This is a genomic window from Pseudoalteromonas piratica (genome assembly GCF_000788395.1).
GTDB lineage: Bacteria > Pseudomonadota > Gammaproteobacteria > Enterobacterales > Alteromonadaceae > Pseudoalteromonas > Pseudoalteromonas piratica.
This window is the reverse complement of record NZ_CP009888.1, coordinates 2,747,236-2,773,877: the sequence shown is the minus strand read 5'-3', so window position 1 is coordinate 2,773,877 and position 26,642 is coordinate 2,747,236. Positions and strand designations below refer to the sequence as shown.

Here is a 26,642-nt window from a genome sequence, read left to right as displayed (position 1 = left end):
TTTAAGAGTAAAAAATTATGGGCAAAAGTAGTAATTATATTTCTAAGCAGCCAGATGATAATGGGGTTATCAACTGGACTGATGAAGAAAATCAAATTTGGTCAGAACTAATCGCACGTCAATTAGAATGTATAAAAAATAAAGCGTGTGATGAATATATGCATGGTTTAGAGAAACTAAATCTCCCGCTTGACCGCATTCCACAGTTGGAAGAAGTTAGCAAAGTGCTGCGCGAATCTACGGGCTGGGAGTGCGCACCTGTACCTGCACTGATCGACTTTGATGAATTTTTCCGTCTATTAGCAAACAAAAAATTTCCGGTAGCGACCTTTATTCGTTCTCGTGAAGAGTTTGATTACTTACAAGAACCGGATATTTTCCACGAGATTTTTGGCCACTGTGCGATGCTCACACACCCTGCATTTGCAGAGTTCACACATAAATATGGTCAACTTGGCTTAGCTGCTGAGAAAAAAGATCGCGTTTATTTAGCGCGTTTATACTGGTTTACTGTTGAATTTGGCTTAATGCAAACCAAAGATGGTTTACGCATTTATGGTGGTGGGATTTTATCGAGCCCTGGCGAGACTCAATATGTTTACTCAGATGTACCTCAGATCAAGCCGCTTGAACCACTCGATGTGTTACGTACGCCGTATCGCATTGATATTATGCAACCGTTGTATTACACCATTAATGCAATTGAAGATTTATTTGATATCTCACAGTTAGATATTATGTCGCTTGTTGAAAAAGCTAAAGAACTTGGTTTACACGAGCCACTATTTCCACCTAAACAAAAGAAAGCAAGTTAAAAGGGTTTATTATGTCTGAATTAAGTGCACAAAAATGTGAAGCGTGTCGTGCTGACGCACCAAAGGTTTCAGATGAAGAGCTAGCGGTTCTCGTTAAGCAAATTCCAGATTGGACGCCAATTGTGGTTGACGGCATTATGCAGTTAGAGCGTGTGTTTAAGTTTAAAAACTTTAAACTCGCATTAGAATTCACAAACAAGTTAGGTGCGATGGCAGAAGACGAAGGTCACCACCCAGGCATTCTTACTGAATGGGGCAAGGTAACCGTAACTTGGTGGAGCCACTCAATTAAAGGTCTGCATAAAAATGACTTTATTTGTGCAGCTAAAACAGATGCACTACTAGAAGACTAATCACTTCTAAATTTTAAAAAAGAGCGCTAATTAGCGCTCTTTTTTTGTTTTGGAATTAGAGATTCAAAAATGGATTCTGCCAAAATTGCCGCATCAGTGTTATCTCGATACTTGTTTCTAAAGGTAACATCACACACTCTCTGATAGCAGTTGATTGATGTTTCAAGCGTTTCTGGACGTTTGAATCTTGCCATTGTTTTTTCAAGAGTTGAAAATGCATATTTCATCTCAACTCTGACAGTTTTTGTTTGGGAAACGTTATTTGAAAGTGAATTACTGTTATTGGCAGATAGAATTAATTGCTGATTTAACAACCAATATCCAATGCATAATAACAATGAGAATAGGTAAAACGTCAGTGTTGGTTTAGATAACTCTTGAAAAGAAAATATTCTAAAAGCAGTAATCATTGACTTAAGGTTTAGTTGTTTTTTTATACTAAAGCATATAGTTATTAATTTAACAATAAGTGAAATGTCATGAAAACAAAAAAGCGCCATAAGGCGCTTTTAAATTAATTTTTAAAAAAATATTACTCGCTAACAGAGCGAAGTAGGGCGTTGATTCCCACTTTTTCACGTGTTTGCTGGTCAACTTTTTTCACGATAATTGCTGCGTATAGACTATGTGAGCCGTCTTTTGATGGCAGTGAGCCTGGTACAACAACCGCACCTGCTGGTACGCGACCATAATGAGTTTCACCCGTTTCACGGTCATAAATTCGCGTGCTTTGGCTAATATATACGCCCATTGAAATTACTGCGCCTTCTTCCACTACGACACCTTCAACAATTTCTGAACGTGCGCCGATAAAGCAGTTATCTTCGATAATCGTTGGGTTGGCTTGTAGCGGTTCTAATACACCACCAATACCTACACCACCTGAAAGGTGAACGTTTTTACCAATTTGTGCACATGAGCCTACAGTTGCCCATGTATCAACCATAGTGCCTTCATCAACATAAGCGCCAATGTTCACATACGAAGGCATTAACACCACATTTTTACCTACGAAGCTGCCTTGGCGTGCGACAGCGTTTGGCACCACGCGCATGCCTTCTTGCTTAAATTGCTCAGGCGTATAGTCAGTAAATTTAAGGGGTACTTTGTCGTAAAATTGGTTAACACCATCACTCATTGGCGCATTGTCACGAATACGAAATGACAATAACACCGCTTTTTTAAGCCATTGGTGCACAACCCATTCACCTGAGATTTTTTCAGCCACACGTGCTTTACCAGAATCTAACAGCGCAAGGGATTCGTTAATTGCGTTAAAAACCTCATCAGAAACAGATGAAGGTGAAATATTGTCGCGATCTTCCCATGCTTGTTCGATGGTCAGTTTTAATTGTTCCATAGTGTGCCTTTAATCATTTTCGGAATTGAATTTTTCAAGCAGGCGAGTTTTTAAATCGCCGGCTTCTTGTTCAGTTAATGCGTTGTAGTCAGCGTTAGATACCACAAAAAAGTCTTCTGCGCGTTCACCTATGGTTGTGATACGTGCGGCGTGAATATGTAACGCTAAACTTGAAAATACATCGGTTATTTTGGTTAATAAGCCTGGAATGTCAACCACTTGAATTTCGACCAAAGTGCGGTCTTTACGCCCATGAGGCGATACAATAACTCTTGGCTTGATATTAAAGCCTTTAAAGCGCTTCTTGCGATCTTTCTTAAGACGCAGCTTTTTATGTGGTTCATCAATGACTTGCTGGATTGATTTCTTGATAGAGCTAGCACGACTCTGGCTCGTTACAGGGTCGCCGTTTTGCTCTAAAATAACAAAATTATCAATCGCATAGCCATCTTTCGTATTCATAATTTGCGCGTGCAAAATATTGGCTTTTTTTGCCCCTAAAACTGCTACTAAGCGTGCAACTAAATTTGCTTGATCAGGGCAATACACAAACACTTGGCTTCCACCATTGATGGGTTTACCTGAGAGCAACACAATGCCTTTACTTGGATCTTTGGCTGCTAAGATATGTTCACATTGCCAGGCGATCATTTGTGACGTAAAACGGGTAAAGTAGTCAGGCTTAAAACGCAGCCATAAGGCATCTATTTGTTCTTCAGCAAAGCCTAAATTAAGTAATCGCTGCTTAACTTGATCTTTTTTATCGCGAATTTGGTCTCGCAAGTCCATTGGGTTTTCAAGACCACGGCGCAGCGCACGCTGAGTATGCAAGTATAAGTCACGTAGCAGAGTACTTTTCCAATCGTTCCAAAGATTATCATTGGTGGCACGAATATCAGCAAGTGTCAGGCAATAAAGGTAGTCAAGTTGCTTTTCATTTTTTACCTTGGCGGCAAACTCAGCAATCACATCAGGGTCATTAATATCTTTACGCTGCGCAGTAACTGACATCAGCAAATGGTTTTCAACAAGCCACGCAATAAATTTGCCCTCAAAGGTCGTTAACCCGTGTAATTTGGCAAACTCTCTAGCATCCACTGCACCTAGCTCTGAATGATCGCCGCCGCGACCTTTGGCAATATCATGAAAAATACCGGCTAAATACAAGAGCTCAGGCTTTTCCATACGAATGACAATTTCACGACACAATGGGAACGTATTTACACACTCAGGTTGGAAATAATGGTATAAATTTTGGATTAGACGATGGGTGTGCTCATCCACGGTATAGGCGTGAAATAGGTCAAACTGCATTTGTCCAACAATATTACGCCAGTTTGGTAAATACGCCGATAAAATACCGTGTTTGTGCATTAATGTAAAAGCGCGCCCCATACCATTTGGGTGCGCGATTAGTTTAAGCAGCATTGTACGACAAAGGGAATAATCCTGTAAATCGCCAAGCAAACGACGCCTTACTTGGCGCAATAACCGTATCGTACTTGGATAAATGTGAGTGATCTGTGGGTTATCTGCAATGTGCCAAAACAGCTCAATAATTTTTTCGCGATGGAAAAATACTTGCGGATCTTTTACGCGAATCTGATGACCAATTTGCTCAAAATCGTTATTAATATCGCTAATTTTGTAATTTACATGACCAGTTAAAATACTTTGTTCAAAGTAGGATAGCAGCATTTGATTGAGTTCACGTACCCGTCCCATAATGCGAAACAGACGTTTCATCATGCGTTCTACTGCGGCGCGACCATCATCGCCAAATCCTAGTAAATTTGCTGCAATGGGTTGGTAGTCAAACAGTAAGCGGTTTTCCATTCGTCCAGCAGCAAGGTGCAGTGCAAAGCGAATATTCCAAAGGTTAACAATACATTCGAGTAGCTCTTGGTGCTCTTCAAAGGTTAAATAACCATGTTCAACTAACTCTTCTAACGTCTCTGAGCGAAAGTGCTTTTTGGCGACCCAAATAATGGTTTGTACATCGCGCAAACCGCCGGGGTTTTCTTTTAAGTTTGGCTCTAAGTTATACGCTGTACCATGACATTTTTTATGGCGCAGTTCTTGCTCATCACGTTTTGCAATAAAGAAAGCATCTGATTTCCAAGCGGAGGTTTCAATCAGTTTCTTTTGTAATTTTTGATAGTTTTCGTGATCGCCACAAATTAGGCGAGATTCTAATAAACTTGTTGCGAAATTGACGTCTTGCTTTTTTTGTTCAATGGTCTGCTTTAAGGTGCGAACGCTGTGACCGATATCAAGGCGTAAATCCCATAAAAAAGTGACAAACTGAGAAATAATTTCTTGTGTTTCTTTGTCTGGTTCTTTGTTGACCAGTAAAAGAAAGTCAATATCAGAAAAAGGATGAAGCTCGCCACGACCATAGCCACCGATGGCAATTAAATCGCCATGTGCTTGCAGCTGATACTGGTGATAGAGACGGCTTAAAATAGCATCGATTAACTGTGCGCGTGCTTTTACTAAACGTTCAACCGGTTGATGGGAAAATTGCTCTTCGAGCCAAAGATAAAATTGTTCTAGAAGGTGTTTATAGTCATCGAGTTGCTCGCATTTAGCGAGCAACTGTGTAAATTTTTTTGTTATTGCCATTGATGGCCTTCTTATGCGCTATGTTCGATCACTCTCGGAAGCTCATCATCTGATCGTAGCGTAAGAATTTCAACTCCGTTTTTAGTCACAAGTAGGGTGTGTTCCCATTGTGCTGACAATGAACGGTCTTTAGTTACCACTGTCCATTCGTCTTTAAGAAGCTTACATTGACGTTTTCCGACGTTAACCATAGGTTCAATAGTAAAGCACATACCTTCTTGCAGCACTTCACCAGTGCCAGGCTTACCATAGTGCATAACCTGAGGTTCTTCGTGGAACTCAGCACCAATACCGTGACCACAGTATTCACGAACGATAGAGTAGCTGAACCCTTCAGCGTATTTTTGAATTGCCGAACCGATATCACCGAGGCGAACACCAGGTTTCACCATCTCAATCGCTAGGTATAAACTCTTTTGTGTGATTTCACATAAACGTTTTGCTTGAATTGATGGCTGACCAACGTAAAACATTTTTGAGGTATCACCGTGGTAACCATCTTTAATTACAGTGATATCGATATTAATGATATCACCATCTTTTAATGGTTTATCATTTGGAATACCGTGGCAAATTACATGGTTTACTGACGTACAAATTGACTTTGGAAAACCATGGTAGTTTAGCGGCGCTGGAATAGCATCTTGCTCGTTTACGATGTAATCGTGACAAATTTGGTTAAGTTCTTCAGTCGTTACGCCCACTTTCACGTGAGGTTCAATCATTTCTAATACTTCAGCTGCTAAGCGCCCAGCAACTCGCATTTTTTCAATTTCAGCTGGGGTTTTAATTACGGCACTCATTTAGGCTCCAAAATTCTGTAATTGTGGTCAAACACGACATCGATTTGCTTGGTTCGTTTGACTGAAAAGTACTCATAAAATTTGAGTTCTGATTGTTAATATGGTATAAAGCGCGCCGTATTTTTACAATTAAAATTTAAATTTCCTGAGTGATTTTTAAGTTGATTGTAGTGAATACACATAAACTTTAATTTTTAACACACACACATACCGGCACATACACTTGGGTGCAGGGCGCTTATAGTAAGCAAACTGTTGGTGCTATGGGGTATGTGGAGGCCTAACCCAAAATTACAGAGGAATATTAAAATGGCAAACGTTTCTATGCGCGATATGCTACAAGCTGGCGTACACTTCGGTCACCAAGCTCGTTACTGGAACCCTAAGATGAAGCCGTTCATCTTCGGTGCACGTAACAAAGTACATATCATCAACTTAGAGAAAACTGTACCTTTATTCAACGAAGCAATGTCTTTCCTTAAAGGCGTAGCATCAAACAAAGGTAAAATCCTTTTCGTTGGTACTAAGCGCGCTGCAAGCGAAGCAGTTAAAGAAGCTGCACTACGTTCTGACCAGTTCTACGTAAACCACCGTTGGTTAGGTGGTATGCTAACTAACTGGAAAACAGTTCGTCAGTCAATCAAGCGTCTTAAAGACCTTGAAACTCAAAGCCAAGACGGTACTTTCGAAAAATTAACTAAGAAAGAAGCGTTAATGCTTACTCGTGAAATGGAAAAGCTTGAAAAGAGCCTTGGCGGTATCAAGAACATGGGCGGTCTTCCAGACGCTATCTTCGTTATCGACGCTGATCACGAGCACATTGCTATTAAAGAAGCAAACAACCTAGGCATCCCAGTAGTATCTGTAGTTGATACTAACTCAAACCCAGATGGTGTTGATTTCATCATCCCTGGTAACGACGATGCTATCCGTGCTATCCAGCTTTACACTAACGCTGTAGCAGACGTGGCTGTTGAAGGCCGTGAAAGCAACATCGCTGTTCAAGCTGAAAAAGACGATTTCGTAGAAGCTGAGTAATAGCGCTTATCAAGCTTTCATGAAAGTATCATAGAAAGCTTGATATTCTGATGATTAGGGGGAGCTTGCTCCCGCTTATTTTAAATAGATTTTGGATTTGAGGACATACTAATGGCTGTAACTGCTGCCCTAGTTAAAGAATTACGCGAGCGCACAGGCGCTGGCATGATGGATTGTAAAAAAGCACTAACTGAAACTAACGGTGACATCGATTTAGCGATCGAGAACATGCGTAAGAGCGGTGCTGCTAAAGCTGCTAAAAAAGCGGGTAACATCGCTGCAGAAGGTACAATCCTTATCAAGCAAGGTGCTGGTTTCACTGCACTTCTAGAAGTTAACTGTCAAACTGACTTCGTTGCTAAAGACGAAAACTTCCTAGGTTTTGCTAACACTGTTCTTGATGCTGCTGCTGAAGCAAAAACTGACATCGAAACACTTAAAGCACAATTCGAAGAAACGCGTGTTGCTCTAGTTGCTAAAATCGGTGAAAACATCAACGTTCGTCGCGTTGAGTACATCGATGGTGATAAAGCTGCTGCATACCGTCACGGCGACCGTATCGGTGTTGTTGTTACTGGTGAAGCTGACGAAGAAACACTTAAGCACGTTGCAATGCACGTTGCTGCTTCTAAGCCTGAGTTCCTAAACCCAGAAGACGTACCTGCTGAGGTTGTAGAGAAAGAAAAAGCGGTTCAAGTTGAAATCGCAATGAACGAAGGTAAGCCAGCAGAAATCGCTGAGAAGATGGTTGTTGGTCGTATGAAGAAGTTCACTGGTGAGATCTCTCTTACTGGTCAAGCGTTCATCATGGAACCTAAGAAATCAGTTGGTGAATTCCTTAAAGAGAAGGGTGCAACTATCTCTGGTTTCACTCGCCTAGAAGTAGGTGAAGGTATCGAGAAGAAAGAAGAAGACTTCGCTGCTGAAGTAGCTGCACAAATCGCAGCAGCAAAAGGCGAGTAATCGACTTTTTTCACTTAGCAAAATGGCTTTTGCTTTTGCGCTAAGAGATAAAATTATTTAGAATAACCGCGCTATCAATAGCGCGGTTATTTTTTGCAACTTTTTCAGCCAGGACTACTATGAACACAAATCGTAAGCCAGTTTTTAGACGAGTTTTACTTAAATTAAGCGGTGAAGCTTTAATGGGCCAAGAAGGCTTTGGTATCGACCCATCTATTCTTGACCGTATGGCACAAGAAATTAAAGAACTTGTAGAATTAGGCGTTGAAGTAGGCGTAGTAATTGGGGGGGGTAACTTCCTACGTGGCGGTACACTCGCTGAAAACGGTATGAACCGCGTAGTGGGCGATCACATGGGTATGCTTGCTACGGTAATGAATGGCTTAGCAATGCGTGATGCGCTTCACCGTGCTTATGTAAATGCACGTTTAATGTCAGCAATTCCTCTAAACGGTGTGTGCGATGCTTATAATTGGGCAGAAGCAATTAGCTTATTAAAAACCGGCCGTGTTGTTATTTTCTCTGCGGGTACCGGTAACCCGTTCTTTACAACTGATTCAGCTGCGTGTTTACGCGGCATTGAAATTGAAGCCGACACCGTACTAAAAGCAACAAAAGTTGACGGTGTTTACAGCGATGATCCTGTTAAAAATCCAGAAGCTACGTTATACCCTACACTGACATATAACGAAGTTATTGAAAGAGAATTAAAGGTGATGGACTTAGCGGCATTTACCCTAGCTCGTGACCACAATATGCCAATCAGTGTTTTCAATATGAATAAACCAGGTGCGCTAAAACGTGTTATCCTTGGTGAAGACGAAGGTACACTGATTACAAACAAATCAACTAAATCAGCAGAATAATAGTTAGGAAGATTAACGTGATTAAAGAAATCCAACAGCATGCTGCAGAGCGTATGCAAAAGAGTGTTGACGCGCTAGGCTCACAATTATCAAAAATCCGCACAGGTCGTGCACACCCAAGTCTTTTAGATGGTATTCAAGTATCATACTACGGTGCAGATACACCACTTAATCAAGTGGGTAACGTAACAATTGAAGATAACCGTACACTTGCAATCACAGTATTTGATAAAACACTTACTCAAGCGGTAGAAAAAGCAATTATGGCATCAGATCTTGGTTTAAACCCAATGTCTGCAGGTACGGTTATTCGCGTACCATTACCTCCGCTTACAGAAGAGCGTCGTAAATCATTAATTAAGATTGTTCGTGGTGAAGTTGAAAGTGGCCGTGTGGCTGTTCGTAACATTCGCCGTGATGCGAATTCAGACGTAAAAGCGCTACTAAAAGACAAAGAAATTTCTGAAGATGAAGCACGTCAAAGTGATGACGAAATCCAGAAATTAACAGATAAATTTATCAAAGAAATGGATACAATTTTGTCTGCTAAAGAAGCGGAATTAATGGAAATCTAAAGCAATTTTTGAGCACTTTAGTGCACAATCATTGAGCAACTAAATTATTAGTTTTAAAGCGCCGTCTAGGGTATACTAGACGGCGCTTTTTACTTTTGGAAATGAGACTTAATGACAATCACCAAGGACGCAATTACTCAACAAAGCTTACCTCGCCATGTCGCCATTATTATGGATGGCAACGGTCGTTGGGCACAAGCAAAGGGTAAGCCTCGTGTGTTTGGTCATAAAAAGGGCGTTGAATCTGTTCGTAATGCAGTAAAGTTTTGCCGCCAGCTCAATATTGAATCGTTAACGCTGTTTGCATTTAGCAGTGAAAACTGGCGCCGCCCTGAACAAGAAGTGACGACGTTAATGGAGCTCTTCATGTTTGTATTGACCAACGAAGTAAAAAAACTCGATAAAAATAATGTTAAGTTGAAGGTAATTGGTGACATCAGTCGTTTCTCCGAAAAACTGCAAAAAAGTGTAGTAAAAGCAGAGCAAATGACCGAAAACAATACGGGCCTAACACTTAATGTTGCAGCTAATTATGGTGGGCAATGGGACATTGCACAGGCGGCGAAACAGCTTGCCAAACAAGTTGAACGCGGTGAATTATGTGCCGACGATATTGATGAAAACGCACTATCACAGTACATTAGCATGAATGAACAAGCACCACTGGATTTGCTAATCCGTACAGGTGGTGATTTACGCATAAGTAACTTTTTGCTGTGGCAAGCAGCTTATGCTGAACTGTATTTTACAGAAACACTTTGGCCAGATTTTAATGAGCAGGCGTTTGCGGATGCAATCGCCTGTTATGTTTCACGAGAGCGTCGCTTTGGTTGTACTGGCGAACAAATAAAAGAACTACTTGCTCAATCGTGATTTTAAAAGGGTAATTTGATTTGTTAATTAAACGTATTTTAACTTCGTTGGTGTTAGCACCAGCGGCACTTGCACTTGTATTTTACACACCTCTAGAGTTATTTAGTCTAATTGCTGGCCTAATTGTATTGCTTTCAGCGTGGGAATGGTCTGCGTTTATGGGGCTTAAGAAATTCGCTGCACGGATCAGCTATGTTGCGGGCATGGCGGTAATTCTATTTATTGCTAATGGCTTTTGGCCAATCGAAAGTTTATGGCAAAATGGCCAGCTGATCGGCTCTGCTAACTATGTGTTTACGCTTGCTGTAGCATGGTGGTTAGTTGCCTGTGCACTTGTTTGGACGTACCCGAGAACGGCAAAAGCGTGGCACAGTGGTTTAATGATGCGTGCAATTGCCGGTTTACTTACTCTACTCCCAATGTGGCTTGCGCTGAATGTGCTTCGTAGTAGTGAATATGCAACTGATGCAACGCAAGGTTCAATTTTAATTATGGTTGTTCTGGGTATTGTGTGGAGTGCCGATATCGGTGCTTACTTCTCAGGTAAAAACTTAGGTAAACACAAATTAATGCCGTTAGTTAGCCCAAATAAAACCATTGAAGGGCTAGTAGGTGGTTTAATTTGCTCAGGTATTTTTGTACTCGCTTTTTGTTATTTCACCAAAGTACCAACAGATAAATGGTTTATTTACGCGGCAATGGCTGCGGTGGTTGCTCTTTTCTCAGCCGTTGGGGATTTATTAGAGAGTATGTTTAAGCGAGAAGTGGGTTTAAAAGACAGTGGTTCTTGTTTACCTGGTCACGGCGGGATTTTGGACCGTATTGATAGCTTAACGGCTGCAGCTCCGCTTTTTGCTGCATTTTATGCGTGGACCTTGGTGGCGTAATGCAACGTATTACCGTTCTGGGCTCGACAGGTTCGATTGGCACTAGCACCTTAGATGTGCTCGCTAGAAATGCAGATGCTTTTCAGATATTTGCTCTTGTTGCAGGACGCAATTGGCGCTTGATGGCAACGCAATGCGCGCAGTTTTTGCCACAATACGCTGTAATGCAATGCCCTGATGCGACAAAACAACTTGAAAATGAAGTAACACGCTTAGGACTTTCAACTAAGGTGTTATGTGGCCAACAAGCTGCATCTAAGGTGGCCAGTGACAGCAGTGTTGATACTGTGATGGCAGCGATTGTCGGTGCAGCAGGTTTGCTCCCTACACTGGCAGCAGTTAAAGCTGGAAAGCGCGTATTGCTTGCGAATAAAGAGTCGCTGGTAATGTCCGGCGAGCTATTTATTAATGAAGTGAAGCGCTCTGGCGCAACCTTATTACCCATCGACAGCGAACATAATGCGATTTTTCAGGCGATGCCAGCAAGCGTGCAAGCAAATTGTTACAGCGCAGAGTTACAGCAACATGGCGTAAATAAAATCTTGCTAACTGGATCAGGTGGTCCATTTCGCACACGGGATTTAACAACTTTTTCCGACATTTCCGTTGAACAGGCTGTAGCACACCCCAATTGGGATATGGGGCAAAAAATATCGGTCGACTCTGCCACTATGATGAATAAAGGGTTAGAGTTCATTGAAGCCAAGTGGCTGTTCAATGCAAAACCGAGTGATATACAAGTAGTAATCCACCCGCAAAGCATTATTCATTCAATGGTACAGTACACGGATGGGTCGGTGTTGGCACAAATGGGTAATCCTGATATGCGCACGCCAATTGCGCATGCACTTGCTTTCCCAGAGCGTATTGAAGCCGGTGTTGCACCACTCGATTTTACTCAAATGGTTGATTTTACCTTTAATGCGCCCGACTTTAATCGTTATCCAAATTTAAAACTTGCCATTGATGCCTGTTCAGAAGGGCAATATGCCACAACAACGATTAATGCTGCTAATGAAATTTCAGTGGCTGCTTTCCTTGATAAGAAAATTGGTTTTCTTGATATTTACCGTATTAATCAAGCTGTGTTGAATCGCATTGCGCAAACTCATCAAAATATACAAATAAATGATCTTGATGTGATTTTACAACTTGATAGTGAAGCCCGTTCAGTGGCAAGTCAAATGGTCGCGGAGAGCTGTTAATGGAATTTTTGTGGAATTTACTGTCTTTCGTACTAGTAATTGGCATCATTGTTGTGGTGCACGAATATGGCCATTTTTGGGTTGCTAGACGTTGCGGTGTAAAGGTACTCCGTTTCTCAATTGGTTTTGGTAAACCACTTTTCAGATGGCATGATAAGCTCGGCACTGAGTATGTTGTTGCTGCAATTCCACTGGGTGGGTATGTAAAAATGCTTGATGAGCGCGTTGAGGAGGTTGCACCTTCTGAACGTGAACACGCATTTAATAATAAATCTGTTTACCAGCGAATCGCTGTAGTTGCCGCAGGCCCAATGGCAAACTTTATTTTCGCTATTGTTGTGTCTGCCATAATGTATATGGTTGGCGTGCGCTCGCTATTGCCTGTTATTGGTGAGGTTGTACCAGGTAGTCTCGCTGAGCAAGCAAGATTGCAAGCAGGTCAGCAAATTACGGCCATCAATGATAAAGAAGTATTTGGTTGGCGTGAAACCTTACTTATGCTGATGGAAAATATTGGCGAACAACAAGTTCGAGTAAGTGTCAAAGACGATGAATTAGGGTATCAACAAACCTATTTAGATTTGTCTAAATGGCAATTAAAAGATGATGGAAATCCGATAGTTGATATTGGTATTAAGCCATTTAGACCTCTTGAAACGATGCGTCTTGGCCATGTTCAAGCTGGCAGTCCAGCAGAGCTTGCAGGGCTAAAAGTTGACGATACCATTCATTTAGTTAATGGCGAACAGATTGAATCTTGGCAAGCCTTTGTAAGTCGTATTCAACGCTCACCCAATGCGCCATTATTACTCACCATAAGTCGTGGTGAAGATAAGCTTAATATCCAAGTTACACCTGGCAACAAAAAAAATCAGCAAGGACTTAATCAAGGCTACTTAGGTGTGATACCCTTTGTTGAAAATTGGCCATCTTGGATGATTTCAACACAACAATATGGTGTTTTTGACGCGATAATTTTGGGTGTTGATAAAACAATTCAGCTAATAAACGTAAGTTTTGCAACAGTAGTCAATTTGATAACAGGACAAGTTTCTGTTGCAAACTTAAGTGGTCCGGTAGGGGTGGCAATCGGTGCCGGAGCCAGCACCAGTAGTGGCATTATGCCATTGTTGGAATTCTTAGTATTTGTAAGTGTAAGCATTGGCTTTTTCAATTTATTGCCTTTACCAATCTTAGATGGTGGGCATTTAATGTATTACATCATTGAACTTATCAGAAAAAAGCCAGTCTCTGAAAAGACACAAGAATTAGGTTTTAGGATCGGTGCGCTGATCCTTATATTGTTAACTTGCCTTGCGCTATTTAACGATTTTACGCGGTTATAAAGGAAATCAAATAATAATATGGCTATCAGAAAGCAATTGGCTGTAATAAGTTTATTGGGAGCAAGTTTTGCAGCTCTCGGCCAACAAGACTCCTTTATTGTAGAAGATTTAAGAGTTGAAGGATTGCAACGTGTTGCACTGGGTGCTGCACTGACACACATTCCTATTAACATTGGTGATAACCTCGACAGTTACACAATTTCAAAAACGATTAAAGCTCTCTATGGTTCGGGCCACTTTGACAATATTAAAGTGGTACGTGATGGTGATACGGTTATTTTCCAAGTTACGGAAAGGCCAACTATCAGTGTTATCGAATTTGAGGGTAACAAAGATATCAAAGATGAACAGCTTACCGAAAGCCTTGATGGGCAGGGGATCCGTAAAGGTGAACCACTTGATATGGTGGTGGTTGATGGCTTAGAAAAAGGCTTAATCGAGTTCTTTCATGGTATTGGTAAGTACAACGCGTCAATTGATGTTTCTGTAACACGATTACCACGTAACCGTGTAAAGCTAAAACTAGAATTTAAAGAGGGTGATGCCGCTTCAATCCGCCAAATCAACATTGTTGGTAATGAGCTATTTTCTGACGAAGAACTTCTAGCACTTGCTGAATCACGTCAAGATTTACCTTGGTATATGTTTATGTCAAATGACAGATACCAAAAGCAAACAGTTCAAGGCGATTTAGAGAAAGTTCGCAGTTATTACCTAGATCGCGGTTACCTCAAATTTAATATTGATTCTACTCAAGTATCAGTAAGTCCAGATAAAGAATCTGTTTATGTTACTGTGAACGTTACAGAAGGTGAGCAGTTTACAGTTAAAGAATTTGACTTCATGGGTGATTTACTTGGTCGTGAAGAGCTTATTCGCGCTGTGATTCCACTCAAAACAGGCAAGCTGTACAACGGCTCTGTGGTAACAGCCTCTGAAGAGTTCATTAAAAATTACCTAGCACGTTTTGGCTATGCCAATGCTGAAGTACGCACGATCCCGGATATCGATGAAGAAAATAAAGAAGTAAAACTGACGCTATCGGTTGATCCTGGCAAACGTATTTACGTCCGTCGAATTAATATTGGTGGTAATGAAATTACTTCAGATGAAGTAATTCGTCGCGAAGTCACCCAACTGGAAGGCGCATGGCTTTCAAATAGCACACTTGAGCGCTCTAAATTGCAGATTCAACGTTTAATGTATATGGAAAACGTTGAGTTTGATGTCACACCAGTTCCAGGAAAAGATGACCAAGTAGATGTTGATTTCACAGTAAAAGAACAGTCAGCAGGTAGCTTCAATGCAGGCCTTGCATATGGCTCGTATAACAAACTGCAGTTCAATATCGGTATTAGTGAATCAAACTTCTTAGGTACCGGTGACCAAGTTGCCTTTAATATCAGTACAGCTACGGGTTCTCAAAATGTAAGCTTATCGCATACAGACCCTTATTTTACAAAAGACGGTATTAGTTTAGGTAACTCGATTTTCTTCCAGAACTTCGATGCTAGTAAATACAGCCTAATTGATTATAAGAGTAAGAAATATGGGGTTGGCTCAAGTTTAGGTATTCCAGTCAATGCGAATAACCGCCTGAACTTTGGCGCTACCATTTCAAAAGAGTACTTATCTGAGTTATCAGAATACGAACAAACGCGCATTATGCGTGAGACATTCCTAGATCCAGAAAATCCTGATGCAGGGTTTGAGTTCTTAAAGTTAGAACTCAGTGCAGGTTGGTCACGCGTAACACTTAACCGTGGTATGTTCCCAACTGCAGGTTCAAAGCAAAGCTTAACGCTTAAAGCGACGACGCCAAATTCAGATCTTAATTACTTTAAAGTAAATTATGACTCACGTTTCTACTGGCCATTAAGTACAAACCATAAATGGGCATTTTCTGCAAAAGCAGCATTTGGTTATGGTAATGGCTATGGCGAAACAAACGGCTATGACCAAATTCTGCCAGTACAGGAATTCTTCCGTATTTCAGAAATGGACTTACGCGGTTTTGAACGAAATACGATTCTGCCTCGTGCAATCGTTGTTGAACCAACTTGGTTACCAGGTACACCTGGTGGGGATGGTTCGCAAGGCCAAATCGGTAGTGATCCTAAGTTTGATAACATTCAACTGTACGGACGTATCGGTGGAAACGTTAAAGCTGTAGCTGGTTTAGAGATGATTGTACCAACACCATTCCTAGACGATGAGAACAGCAGTTCAGTTCGTACTAGTTTATTTGTTGATGCGGCGAACGTATGGGATACTGAGTTTGATGTAAATCGTTACGAAAACCTAACGCCAGATGAACAAGCTTTACTTGAAGATTATTCGGATGCGAGTCGTTTCCGTGCATCGACAGGTTTATCTATCCAGTGGATTTCGCCAATGGGCCCAATGGTAATCAGCTTTGCCTATCCACTTAAGAAAGAAGATGATGATGATACGAAGAGCATCAGCTTCAATATAAGTAACACATTCTAAAAGGAATAAATTCGTGAATAAAATGATTAAAACAACCGCCATGACTTTGTTAGCCACTTTTCTAATGGGTGCTTCTGCAAGCTCGTTTGCTCACAAGGTTGCGATTGTAAATGTACAGCAAGTATTCTCTGGTGCACCTCAAGCTGCAACGATTAAAGCAACACTAGAGTCTGAGTTCCGCGAGCGCAGACAAGAGCTTGAAAAGTTACAAGGCGACATTCGTTTTGAGCTTGAAAAATATCAGCGTGAAAATGCCACTATGAGCAAAGCGCAAAAAGAAGCGCACCAGAAGAAAATTCAAGAGTTGCAAAAAGCATTGCAAGAAAAGGGTCAACCTTTACAGCAAGAAATGCAGATGCGCCAAGCTCAAGAAACTAAAAAGCTTGAGTCAATTATTTTCCAAGCGATTGAAGCTGAAGCGAAAGCGGGTAAATATGATGAAGTTAAACCTGCTGCAGCAAGCCTTTACGTAAATGAGAAAAAAGTTGATAACATTACTGATAAAGTGGCTGAGCGTGTAGCGAAGGCTAATTAATAGTAGATATGAAATTACAGCAAATTGCTGAGATTTTAAATGCTGAGCTGGTCGGTGACGACTCGCTCAGCATTTCTCGTATAGCAACCCTAGAAAATGCAAAAAGCGATGAAATTAGTTTTCTCGCTAACAAAAAGTATCGTACGCAGCTTGCAACCACCAATGCTGGTGCGGTGATCTTGTCCGAGAAGGATGCAGAACACTTTTCTGGCAATAAAATCATCGTCTCAAATCCTTACTTGGCATATGCACTGTTAGCACAAGCGATGGATACAACACCTGCACCTGCACGCAATATACATGCAAGTGCCGTCATTGATCCAAGCGCAAAACTTGCTGCTAATGTTTCAATAGGTGCCAATGCAGTGATTGAAGCGGATGTTGAAATTGCCGAAGGCTCATCAATTGGTGCTGGCAGCTTTATTGGTAAGGGTGTTAAAATAGGGGCCAATACCACAATATGGGCAAATGTAACGATTTATCATGATGTTGAGATTGGAGAATCGTGTTTAGTGCATGCCAATACAGTGATTGGTGCAGATGGTTTTGGCTATGCTAATGAAAAAGGGCAATGGGTTAAAATTCCACAATTGGGTTCTGTAATCATTGGTGATCAGGTTGAAATCGGTGCAAGCACCACAATCGACCGTGGCGCAATCGATGATACTATCATTGAACGTAATGTCATCATTGATAACCAAGTACAAATTGCCCATAACGTCATTGTTAAAGAGGGCACTGCTATTGCAGGGTGCACTGTGATTGCTGGTAGCACGACGATAGGCAAATATTGCCAAATTGGTGGTTTGTCGGGTATTGCAGGACACATTGAAATTGTCGATGGCGTTGTGTTAACGGGTATGTCAATGGTGATTAGTGGCATTGATAAGCCTGGTGTTTACTCTTCAGGCGTGCCGCATAGCGATAATAAAGACTGGCGACGCAATATGGCCCAGCTTCGTCAACTATCGGCAATCAATAAGCGATTAAAGGCAGTTGAAAAATCACTGCCGGAGCGTGACGAATAGCCTTCGTCATGTACTATTAATCGTTTCAGTGAGATTCTGAAACGAGGAAATAAGTTAGGTTAAGGAAACAGATTTTGGCAGAACAATTAAACAGCTTTGATATTCAAGAAATCCTAAAGCTATTACCTCATCGTTACCCAATGCTATTAGTTGATAAAGTCGTTGACTTTGAGCCGGGTAAAACGCTTCATGCGATTAAAAATGTCACTGCAAATGAGCCAATTTTCACCGGCCATTTCCCAGGACAGCCAATTTTCCCTGGCGTAATGATTTTAGAAGCATTAGCGCAAGCAACCGGTTTGCTCGGTTTTAAAACAACTGAAAACCGTGGTGATAATGAACTATATTTATTTGCAGCCATTGATAATGCGCGTTTTAAGCAACCAGTATTACCAGGTGATACGATGCATCTCCATGTTGAGTTCTTGAAAGAGCGTCGCAATATGTGGAAATTCTATGGTGAAGCGAAGGTTGACGGAAAAGTAGTGTGTTCAGCTGAATTAATGTGTGCAAGAAGAGAGTTATAATACGTGATCCATCCTACTGCAATTATTGAGCCTGGCGCTCAACTTGGCAACAACGTTAAAGTTGGTCCTTACAGTTATATTGGCAACGATGTCGTAATTGGTGATGACTGCATCATCGAGTCACATGTTGTTATTAAAGGGCCATCGGTGATTGGTTCAGGTAACCATATTTTCCAATTCGCTTCAGTGGGTGAAGCGTGCCAAGACAAAAAGTACAAGGATGAACCAACCAAGCTGATTATTGGTGATAATAACGTGATCCGCGAATGTGCAACAATCCACCGTGGCACAATTCAGGATGAAGGCATCACTAAAATTGGCTCAAATAACTTATTTATGGCTTACACCCATGTTGCTCATGATTGTGTAATTGGCAACAACTGTATTTTTGCAAATAACGCAAGTGCTGCGGGACATGTGCATGTTGGTGATTGGGTTATCCTAGCTGGTAACTCGGGTATTCACCAATTCTGTCATATTGGTTCTCATGCTTTTGTTGGTATGTATTCAGGTGTAAACCAAGATGTGCCGCCTTTTGTAACAACAATTGGTACGCCAGCTCGTCCGGTTGCAATTAATACTGAAGGCCTCAAGCGTCGCGGTTTTGAATCAGATGAGATTATGGCGCTTCGACGTGCTTATAAACAGCTTTATCGTAAAGGTAATAAGCTTGATGAAGCACTTGTCGAAATGGAAAAAGAAGCCGAAGAGTTTAAAGCGGTGCAAACCATGATTGATTTTGCAAAATCATCCAGTCGTGGACTTATCCGATAATGATATCGGATAAGCCATTACGAATTGCACTTATCGCCGGGGAACACTCCGGCGATATTTTAGGTGCAGGATTAATTAAAGTGCTAAAGCACCATTACCCAAATGCCTCGTTTGAAGGTATTGGCGGTCCACGCATGTTGGCTGAAGGCTTTAAAACCCATTTTCAAATGGAAGAATTAGCGGTGATGGGCGTATTTGAAGTACTGCCTAAGCTATTTCGCTTACTGAGTATTAAAAAGCAAATCGTTCGACATTTTATTGATAATCCGCCCGATATCTTTATTGGTATAGATGCGCCAGATTTTAACTTACGTGTTGAAAAGCCCCTGAAAGCAGCGGGTATTAAAACCGTGCATTATGTCAGTCCATCGGTCTGGGCATGGCGTGAGAAACGTGTTTTTAAAGTGGCTGAAGCGACTAATTTAGTGCTTGCACTACTGCCATTTGAAAAAGCGTTTTACGATAAACACGCTATTCCGTGTGAATTTGTCGGCCATACCTTGGCTGATGAATTACCACTTGAAGATAATAAAGAAGCAAGCAGAGCACTTTTTAATTTATCGGCAAGTGATAAAGTTTTAGCGGTACTGCCTGGTAGCCGTGGTTCAGAGGTGACTTTACTGAGCGAGCCATACATTCAAGCTGTATTATTGCTCAAAAAACAGCTCCCCGAATTAAAGGTGCTAGTGCCACTCGTTAATGAAAAACGAAAAGAAGAGTTTTTAGCTGTTGCAAAGCAATACCAAGCAGAAGATGTATTCACTCTTATTGATGGCCAGTCACGCGAAGTGATGACCGCCGCTGATGCGGTGTTATTAGCGTCGGGTACAGCTGCACTTGAATGTATGCTATTAAAACGCCCTATGGTGGTTGGCTACAAGCTAAAAGCGCTGACATATCACTTAGTGACACGATTATTTAAATTTAATATCGAGCATTTTTCATTACCGAATTTACTTGCGGGCAAGCAGTTGGTGCCAGAGCTATTACAAAATGATCTCACCCCTGAAAACCTTGCGACCACACTATTGCCATTGCTAGAAGAGGATCAAACCAGATTGACAGAGACCTTTATGGAGATGCATAAAGCACTCAGACTGGATGCAAGTAAGCAAGCCGCATTGGCGGTATCTAATTTAATAGAGAAAAGAAATGACTGAGATTGTGCGTCCAAATACACAGTTAGTTGCCGGTGTTGATGAAGTAGGTCGAGGCCCACTTGTTGGCGATGTGGTGACAGCAGCAGTAATTCTAGACCCAAACAAGCCAATTGCGGGGCTTGCAGATTCTAAAAAGCTCACAGAAAAAAAACGTTTAGCCCTTTATGATGAAATTATCGAAAAAGCGCTTTGTTTTAATATTGCGAGAGCTACTGTGCCAGAAATAGATGAGCTTAATATTCTACATGCCACTATGCTTGCCATGAAACGCGCAGTCGAAGGCTTATCAATCCCAGCAGAGTTTGTGTTTATTGATGGTAATCGCTTACCAGATATCAATGTACCTGCACAAGCAGTTGTTAAAGGCGATAGTCTAGTTGCTGAAATCAGTGCAGCATCTATTTTAGCGAAAGTGACTCGCGATAATGAAATGAAAGCACTTGATGTAGAGTACCCACAATTTGGCTTTGCAGGTCATAAAGGTTATCCAACCAAAGCACATTTAGAAGCACTTGCACTTCATGGTGTTACGCCGCATCATAGACAAAGCTTTAAGCCCGTAAAAACAATAATAGAACAGACCAACAATTGCTAATCAATGCTTGGTCAATCAAGTTAGGCAGATAATGCAAGACCCTAAATTTATACACTTACGTGTTCACAGTGATTATTCAATGGTGGACGGCTTAGCAAAAACTAAGCCTATTGTCGGTAAAATTGCAGAGCAAAAAATGCCTGCATTTGCCATTACTGATCAAATGAATTTGTGCGGTTTAGTGCGCTTTTACGGTGCGGCGCATGGTGCTGGCATCAAACCTATCGTTGGTGCTGATCTGTGGTTACACAGTCCTGAGTTTCCCGATGAACCTTGTCGTCTAGTAGTGCTTGCCAAAAATAATCAAGGCTACAAAAATTTAACCCTGTTAATTTCTAAAGCATTTAAGCGTGGCCATATTATGCAGCGCCCAATGGTTGATAGAGATTGGCTTATTGAGCATAAAGAAGGGTTAATTTTACTCTCTGGTGCGAAAGATGGTGATTTAGGTAAAGCCTTATTAAAAGGTAATAACGACCTTACAAAATCTATTGGTAACTTCTATTTAGAACACTTTAAAGATCATTACTATATTGAGCTAACGCGAACTGAACGTGAGCAAGAAGAAGATTATCTTCATAGTGCAGTTGCTTATGCCCAATATTCAGGTTTGCCAGTTGTTGCCACCAATGAAGTCGTGTTTCTCAATAAAGAAGACTTTGAAGCCCATGAGATTCGCGTTGCTATTCACGATGGTTTTACCCTTGACGATAAACGCAGACCAAAACGTTTTTCAGAGCAGCAATATTTAAAAACCGAAGAGCAAATGTGTGAGTTGTTCTCGGATATTCCAGAAGCACTGGAAAACTCGGTAGAAATTGCCAAACGTTGTAATGTAACCATTCAGTTAGGTACATATTTCTTACCTGATTACCCAACAGGTTCGCTGTCGATTGAAGATTTCTTAGTAAAAGTATCGGAAGACGGTCTTGAAGAACGTTTACAGTTTTTATTCCCAGATGAAGAAGAACGCAAAGTCAAACGTGTCGAATATGATGACCGTCTAAAAATCGAACTTGATGTAATCAACCAAATGGGTTTCCCTGGTTACTTCTTGATCGTAATGGAATTTATCCAGTGGAGTAAAGATAACATTATTCCCGTCGGACCAGGACGAGGCTCGGGTGCAGGTTCATTAGTAGCCTATGCACTTAAAATCACCGATTTAGATCCCTTACAATTTGACTTACTTTTCGAACGTTTCTTGAACCCAGAACGTGTATCAATGCCCGATTTCGACGTCGATTTCTGTATGGATCGCCGCGATGAAGTTATTGACCATGTTGCTAAGCTCTATGGCCGTGATGCGGTATCACAGATCATTACCTTTGGTACAATGGCGGCTAAAGCGGTAATACGTGATGTAGGCCGTGTGCTTGGCCACCCGTATGGTTTTGTTGACCGTATTTCAAAATTAGTTCCGGGCGATCCGGGCATGACATTGGCAAAAGCTTTTGATGTTGAACCACGTTTACCTGAAGCTTACGACACTGACGATGAAGTGAAAGAACTTATCGATATGTGCCGCATTTTGGAAGGTTGTACACGTAACGCAGGTAAACACGCAGGTGGTGTTGTTATTTCACCGACAACCATTACCGATTTCGCAGCGCTATATTGTGATGACGAGGGTAAATTCCCGGTTACGCAATTTGATAAAAACGATGTAGAAACAGCAGGCCTTGTTAAGTTTGACTTCCTAGGGTTACGTACCTTAACCATTTTACAATGGGCTATCGATATGGCCAATGAGCGCTTAACGCGCGAACAAAAAGAGCATATCGATATCGCTGCAATACCACTTGATGATCCTCCAAGCTTTGAGTTACTGTTGCGCGCCGAAACGACCGCAGTATTCCAGCTTGAATCTCGCGGGATGAAAGATCTTGTTCGTCGTTTAAAACCTGACTGCTTTGAAGATATGATCGCACTGGTTGCACTTTTCCGTCCAGGTCCTTTGCAATCAGGCATGGTAGATAACTTTATCGACCGTAAACACGGCCGAGAAGATGTATCGTATCCTGATGCACAGTATCAGCACGAAAGCCTACAGCCCATTCTTGAACCAACTTACGGTATTATTCTTTACCAAGAACAGGTAATGCAAATTGCTCAGGTTCTTGCAGGCTATAGCTTAGGTGGTGCTGACTTACTACGTCGTGCTATGGGTAAGAAAAAGCCGGAAGAGATGGCCAAGCAACGCTCAACCTTTGAGGAAGGAGCGAAGCAAAATGGCGTAGATGGCGAACTGGCGATGAAGATCTTCGATCTTGTAGAAAAGTTCGCAGGTTACGGCTTTAACAAATCGCACTCGGCAGCATACGCGCTGGTATCTTATCAAACCCTCTGGATGAAAACCCATTATCCTGCAGAGTTTATGGCCGCAGTAATGTCGGCAGATATGGATAACACCGATAAAATAGTTACCTTGGTAGATGAGTGTGAGAATATGAAACTCACATTATTGCCGCCTGATGTTAATTCTGGTTTGTATAAATTCACGGTAAACCACCAAGGACAAATCGTTTACGGAATTGGTGCCATTAAAGGTGTGGGTGAGGGGCCTGTCGAAGCTATTTTAGAAGCGAGAGAGAGCGGCGGTCCATTTAAAGATTTGTTTGATTTCTGCGCCCGTGTTGATATTAAACGTTTAAATAAACGTGTCATTGAAAAGCTAATTATGGCTGGTGCCATGGACAAACTTGGCCCAGAGCAAACACAAAGTGCGCGCTCTACGCTTATTGCTAGTTTGCCAGATGCGCTTAAATCCGCCGATCAACACAACAAAGCCGAAGCACTTGGTCAAAGTGATTTATTTGGTTTATTGGCAACAGAACCTGAAGAAGTTGCTGCTGCATTTGTTCAAGCGCCCAAATTTACTGATAACGAATGGTTGGAAGGCGAGCGCGAAACACTGGGACTTTATTTAACTGGTCATCCAATTAATCAATATCGCGCGGAGCTTAAAAATTATGTGTCAGGGCGTCTAGTCGATTTACAACCGACGGAGCGTGATGTAACGTCAACTGCGGCAGGTTTAGTGATCAACGCGCGTACCTTAATTAATAAAAAAGGGAAGCGTTGGGGGTTACTCACATTAGATGATAAAAGTGCCCGAATTGATATTCGTTTATTTCCTGAACAGTTCGAAACTTACCAAGAACTGCTGCAAATGAACAATATCTTGGTGATATCTGGTGTGGTCAGCTTTGATAACTTCTCAGGTGGTATTACAATGACCGCTCGCGAAGTTGCAAGTATCGAATCTGTTCGCGAAAAACGGGTTAAAAATATAAAAATGACGGTGAAAATGCAGGAAGTGAATGATAACTTCCTGTCTCGTTTAGAGCATGCCATCACCCCGTACAAATTTGGTACTTGCCCGATAAGAATTCAATATGAACGCCCAGATGCAACAACTGAGCTTTCATTAGGAACACAGTGGTGTGTTACACCTAGTGATGAGTTACTTGCTAATCTCTCACGCTTAGTAGCACAAAATATTGAACTAGAATTTAATTAGGTAGTTTAGAGCATGAGTCTCAATTATCTTGATTTTGAACTTCCAATCGCAGAGTTGGAAGCAAAAATTGAAGAACTTAAAAATGTAGGTCGCGGTGGTGAACTGGATCTTAGCCTTGAAGAAGAAGTATCACGCCTTAAAGATAAAAGCGTGGAACTTACCAATAAAATCTTTTCAGATCTAGGCCCTTGGCAAGTTTCGCAACTTGCGCGCCACCCGTTACGCCCGTATACCAAAGATTATGTTGAGCGTATTTTTACTGAATTTGACGAGCTAGCTGGCGACCGTGCGTTTGCAAATGACCCGGCAATTGTTGGCGGTATTGCACGTTTAGATGGCGAGCCTGTAATGGTAATCGGTCAACAAAAAGGCCGTGATACAGCTGAAAAAATTAAGCGTAACTTTGGTATGCCTAAGCCAGAAGGTTACCGTAAAGCATTACGCTTAATGGAAATGGCTGAACGTTTTAATATGCCTATTATTACGTTTATCGATACGCCAGGAGCCTACCCGGGGGTTGGTGCAGAAGAGCGTGGTCAAAGTGAAGCAATCGCGAAAAACTTAAAAGTGATGGCAGGCCTTAAAGTACCAGTAATTTGTACGGTAATTGGTGAAGGTGGTTCAGGCGGTGCGTTAGCAATTGGTGTAGGCGACCGCGTTAATATGCTTCAGTACAGTACTTACTCAGTTATCTCGCCGGAAGGGTGTGCGTCAATTCTTTGGAAAAGCGCAGAAAAAGCCCCACTTGCGGCAGAAGCAATGGGTGTAAGTGCTGATCGTGTTAAGAGCTTAGACTTAATCAACTCGATTGTTGAAGAACCATTAGGCGGCGCACATCGTAACTATGATGCGATGGCTAAATCGCTTAAAGCACAAATTAAGCGTGACTTAAGTGAGTTGAAAGCTTTATCATTGGAAGAAATGTTAGAGCAACGCTACGAGCGTTTAATGTCTTTTGGTTACTGTTAACCGTAAGATTTAGGAAAAAGCCGCATTTTGCGGCTTTTTTTGTTTATGAAAGATATATACCAAACGTTTAAAAATACCCTTCTTGAAAAAGGATTTACCCAATATACCGTCGCTTTGTCAGGTGGGGTAGATTCGGTCGTTTTATTGCACCTTGCGAAACGTTTGCACGATGAATTCAATCATATTGAACTCAAAGCCGTCCATGTCAATCATGGCTTGAGCGATAATGCTTCGGATTGGCAAACCTTCTGCGAAAACCTTTGTCAGAGCTGGAATATCCCTTTCGAAGCATCAGAAGTCTCACTTCATTTAAGCCCAAGGCAAAGCCTTGAGGCCATTGCGCGCGATGCGCGATACCAAGCTATCAAATACTCTATGCTGCCAAACTCCTGTTTGCTTGTTGGGCAACACCTTGACGATCAAGTAGAGACCTTCTTTATCCGCTTAAAGCGAGGTGCCGGTTTACTGGGGCTTGGTGCAATCAAGCATGAAAGCGTCAACGATATGGGGATAACAGTTGTCCGTCCGCTATTGGCAGTTTCAAGAAATGATATTGAGCACTATGCTACGAATTTTGCTTTAGAGCATATCACTGATGAATCAAATGCAGACGATAAATTCGATCGTAACTATTTGCGTAATCATGTGTTGCCGCAATTAAATGCTCGTTTTGAAGGGTTTAGTCGTACGGTATTTAGAGTGACTCAGCTACTTCAATCGCAACAGCGATTACTAGATGAGTACATTGCTGAAGATGCAAAGCAGTGCATAGCTGAAGACAGGTTAATACTTGATAAACTGTCTTCGTTTTCACGCGTGCGCATTGAAAACCTAATACGATTTTGGCTTCAAAGTCAGCAATTGCAATTTCCCTCTCAAAAGGTTTTGAATCAAATTAGAGAGCAAGGGCTGCATGCAAAAGCGGATGCTCAAGTGCAAATTAATTGCGGTGATTTTGCTGTGTGCCGATATCAAGCAGCACTTTATGTTGTTTATCCAAAAGCGGTTCCAAAAGATATCACAGCCCTTACCGAATCAAATAGTGCAGGGTGCAAATTTAAAGTGATAGAAGCCGCACATGGAATACGTTTGCCTACTGAGGATGAAATGGTCAACGTGCGCTTTAATATCGGCAGCGAAAAACTTACTTTAAAAAAACGAAACTGCACTAAGTCAGTAAATACATGGCTTAAAGAAGCAGGTATACCGCCTTGGCAGCGCCCTCATTTTGCGGGAATTTTTTATAATGATAAACTAGTCCAAGTGATTGGTCTTGGAATAGACAAATCTGCATATAGTGAGAATGGCGTACTTTGGATTGAGAAGGAGTAA

General features: G+C 41.6%; 24 protein-coding genes. 20 read left to right on the top strand and 4 right to left on the bottom strand.

The window, feature by feature from the left end; all coding sequences use genetic code 11:
* The first annotated feature begins 17 nt into the window (after positions 1-17).
* The gene (gene phhA, locus OM33_RS12855) at positions 18-815 is read left to right on the top strand and encodes a phenylalanine 4-monooxygenase (protein WP_038642267.1); all 798 of its coding nucleotides are present in this window, start codon (positions 18-20) and stop codon (positions 813-815) included.
* An 11-nt stretch (positions 816-826) separates the two neighbouring features.
* A complete protein-coding gene (locus OM33_RS12850; RefSeq protein ID WP_010559688.1) occupies positions 827-1,168 on the top strand; it encodes a 4a-hydroxytetrahydrobiopterin dehydratase in 342 nt (113 codons plus the stop codon).
* Positions 1,169-1,194: 26 nt separating this feature from the next.
* Here OM33_RS12850 and OM33_RS12845 read toward each other — a convergent pair whose 3' ends face one another.
* The 4 genes from OM33_RS12845 to map are packed head-to-tail and all read right to left on the bottom strand — an operon-like array spanning position 1,195 to position 5,956.
* Positions 1,195-1,668: a hypothetical protein gene (locus tag OM33_RS12845; RefSeq protein WP_038642265.1), complete on the bottom strand. Its 474-nt coding sequence runs from the start codon at positions 1,666-1,668 to the stop codon at positions 1,195-1,197.
* Between the two features lie 32 nt (positions 1,669-1,700).
* Complete coding sequence (gene dapD / locus OM33_RS12840; RefSeq protein WP_038642263.1) at positions 1,701-2,528, bottom strand: 2,3,4,5-tetrahydropyridine-2,6-dicarboxylate N-succinyltransferase; 828 nt, start codon at positions 2,526-2,528, stop codon at positions 1,701-1,703.
* Between the two features lie 9 nt (positions 2,529-2,537).
* Positions 2,538-5,153, bottom strand: a complete 2,616-nt coding sequence (gene glnD / locus OM33_RS12835) for a [protein-PII] uridylyltransferase (protein WP_038642261.1) — start codon at positions 5,151-5,153, stop codon at positions 2,538-2,540.
* Positions 5,154-5,164: 11 nt separating this feature from the next.
* Entirely contained in the window at positions 5,165-5,956 is a 792-nt protein-coding gene (gene map, locus OM33_RS12830; RefSeq protein WP_038642259.1) for a type I methionyl aminopeptidase, read from the bottom strand.
* A gap of 309 nt (positions 5,957-6,265) precedes the next feature.
* Between map and rpsB the strand changes: the two genes are divergently transcribed.
* The 18 genes from rpsB to tilS all read left to right on the top strand — a co-directional run bounded on the left by rpsB (position 6,266) and on the right by tilS (position 26,642).
* On the top strand, positions 6,266-6,994 hold the full coding sequence (gene rpsB / locus OM33_RS12825; RefSeq protein ID WP_038642257.1) for a 30S ribosomal protein S2: 729 nt from the start codon (positions 6,266-6,268) through the stop codon (positions 6,992-6,994).
* 111 nt (positions 6,995-7,105) lie between these two features.
* The gene (tsf, locus tag OM33_RS12820) at positions 7,106-7,957 is read left to right on the top strand and encodes a translation elongation factor Ts (RefSeq protein WP_038642255.1); all 852 of its coding nucleotides are present in this window, start codon (positions 7,106-7,108) and stop codon (positions 7,955-7,957) included.
* 119 nt (positions 7,958-8,076) lie between these two features.
* Positions 8,077-8,823 carry a UMP kinase gene (gene pyrH / locus OM33_RS12815; RefSeq protein ID WP_038642253.1) on the top strand — a complete coding sequence of 249 codons (747 nt, stop codon included), beginning with the start codon at positions 8,077-8,079 and terminating at the stop codon, positions 8,821-8,823.
* A 17-nt stretch (positions 8,824-8,840) separates the two neighbouring features.
* Positions 8,841-9,398, top strand: coding sequence for a ribosome recycling factor (gene frr / locus OM33_RS12810; RefSeq protein WP_038642251.1), 558 nt, complete (start codon positions 8,841-8,843; stop codon positions 9,396-9,398).
* A gap of 111 nt (positions 9,399-9,509) precedes the next feature.
* On the top strand, positions 9,510-10,271 hold the full coding sequence (gene uppS / locus OM33_RS12805; RefSeq protein WP_038642249.1) for a polyprenyl diphosphate synthase: 762 nt from the start codon (positions 9,510-9,512) through the stop codon (positions 10,269-10,271).
* 20 nt (positions 10,272-10,291) lie between these two features.
* Positions 10,292-11,158, top strand: a complete 867-nt coding sequence (locus tag OM33_RS12800; RefSeq protein ID WP_038642247.1) for a phosphatidate cytidylyltransferase — start codon at positions 10,292-10,294, stop codon at positions 11,156-11,158.
* Positions 11,158-12,363, top strand: a complete 1,206-nt coding sequence (gene ispC / locus OM33_RS12795; protein WP_038642245.1) for a 1-deoxy-D-xylulose-5-phosphate reductoisomerase — start codon at positions 11,158-11,160, stop codon at positions 12,361-12,363. The genes OM33_RS12800 and ispC overlap by 1 nt, the downstream gene beginning before the upstream one ends.
* A complete protein-coding gene (gene rseP, locus OM33_RS22565) occupies positions 12,363-13,709 on the top strand; it encodes a sigma E protease regulator RseP (RefSeq protein ID WP_038642243.1) in 1,347 nt (448 codons plus the stop codon). The genes ispC and rseP overlap by 1 nt, the downstream gene beginning before the upstream one ends.
* Positions 13,710-13,727: 18 nt before the next feature.
* Positions 13,728-16,199 (top strand): outer membrane protein assembly factor BamA, encoded by a 2,472-nt coding sequence (bamA, locus tag OM33_RS22560; RefSeq protein ID WP_038642241.1) that lies wholly within the window; start codon positions 13,728-13,730, stop codon positions 16,197-16,199.
* Between the two features lie 13 nt (positions 16,200-16,212).
* On the top strand, positions 16,213-16,734 hold the full coding sequence (locus tag OM33_RS12780; protein ID WP_038642239.1) for an OmpH family outer membrane protein: 522 nt from the start codon (positions 16,213-16,215) through the stop codon (positions 16,732-16,734).
* A gap of 8 nt (positions 16,735-16,742) precedes the next feature.
* Positions 16,743-17,762 carry a UDP-3-O-(3-hydroxymyristoyl)glucosamine N-acyltransferase gene (gene lpxD / locus OM33_RS12775; protein WP_038642237.1) on the top strand — a complete coding sequence of 340 codons (1,020 nt, stop codon included), beginning with the start codon at positions 16,743-16,745 and terminating at the stop codon, positions 17,760-17,762.
* 74 nt (positions 17,763-17,836) lie between these two features.
* Positions 17,837-18,289, top strand: coding sequence for a 3-hydroxyacyl-ACP dehydratase FabZ (gene fabZ / locus OM33_RS12770; RefSeq protein ID WP_038642235.1), 453 nt, complete (start codon positions 17,837-17,839; stop codon positions 18,287-18,289).
* 3 nt (positions 18,290-18,292) lie between these two features.
* Positions 18,293-19,063, top strand: a complete 771-nt coding sequence (lpxA, locus tag OM33_RS12765; RefSeq protein WP_038642233.1) for an acyl-ACP--UDP-N-acetylglucosamine O-acyltransferase — start codon at positions 18,293-18,295, stop codon at positions 19,061-19,063.
* Positions 19,063-20,223, top strand: a complete 1,161-nt coding sequence (gene lpxB / locus OM33_RS12760; protein WP_038642231.1) for a lipid-A-disaccharide synthase — start codon at positions 19,063-19,065, stop codon at positions 20,221-20,223. The genes lpxA and lpxB overlap by 1 nt, the downstream gene beginning before the upstream one ends.
* Entirely contained in the window at positions 20,216-20,818 is a 603-nt protein-coding gene (gene rnhB, locus OM33_RS12755; RefSeq protein WP_038642229.1) for a ribonuclease HII, read from the top strand. Before lpxB ends, rnhB begins: the two co-directional genes overlap by 8 nt.
* Before the next feature lie 31 nt (positions 20,819-20,849).
* Positions 20,850-24,341, top strand: coding sequence for a DNA polymerase III subunit alpha (gene dnaE / locus OM33_RS12750; RefSeq protein WP_038642227.1), 3,492 nt, complete (start codon positions 20,850-20,852; stop codon positions 24,339-24,341).
* Positions 24,342-24,353: 12 nt separating this feature from the next.
* Positions 24,354-25,310, top strand: coding sequence for an acetyl-CoA carboxylase carboxyl transferase subunit alpha (gene accA, locus OM33_RS12745; RefSeq protein WP_038642225.1), 957 nt, complete (start codon positions 24,354-24,356; stop codon positions 25,308-25,310).
* 45 nt (positions 25,311-25,355) lie between these two features.
* Positions 25,356-26,642, top strand: coding sequence for a tRNA lysidine(34) synthetase TilS (gene tilS, locus OM33_RS12740; RefSeq protein ID WP_052141003.1), 1,287 nt, complete (start codon positions 25,356-25,358; stop codon positions 26,640-26,642).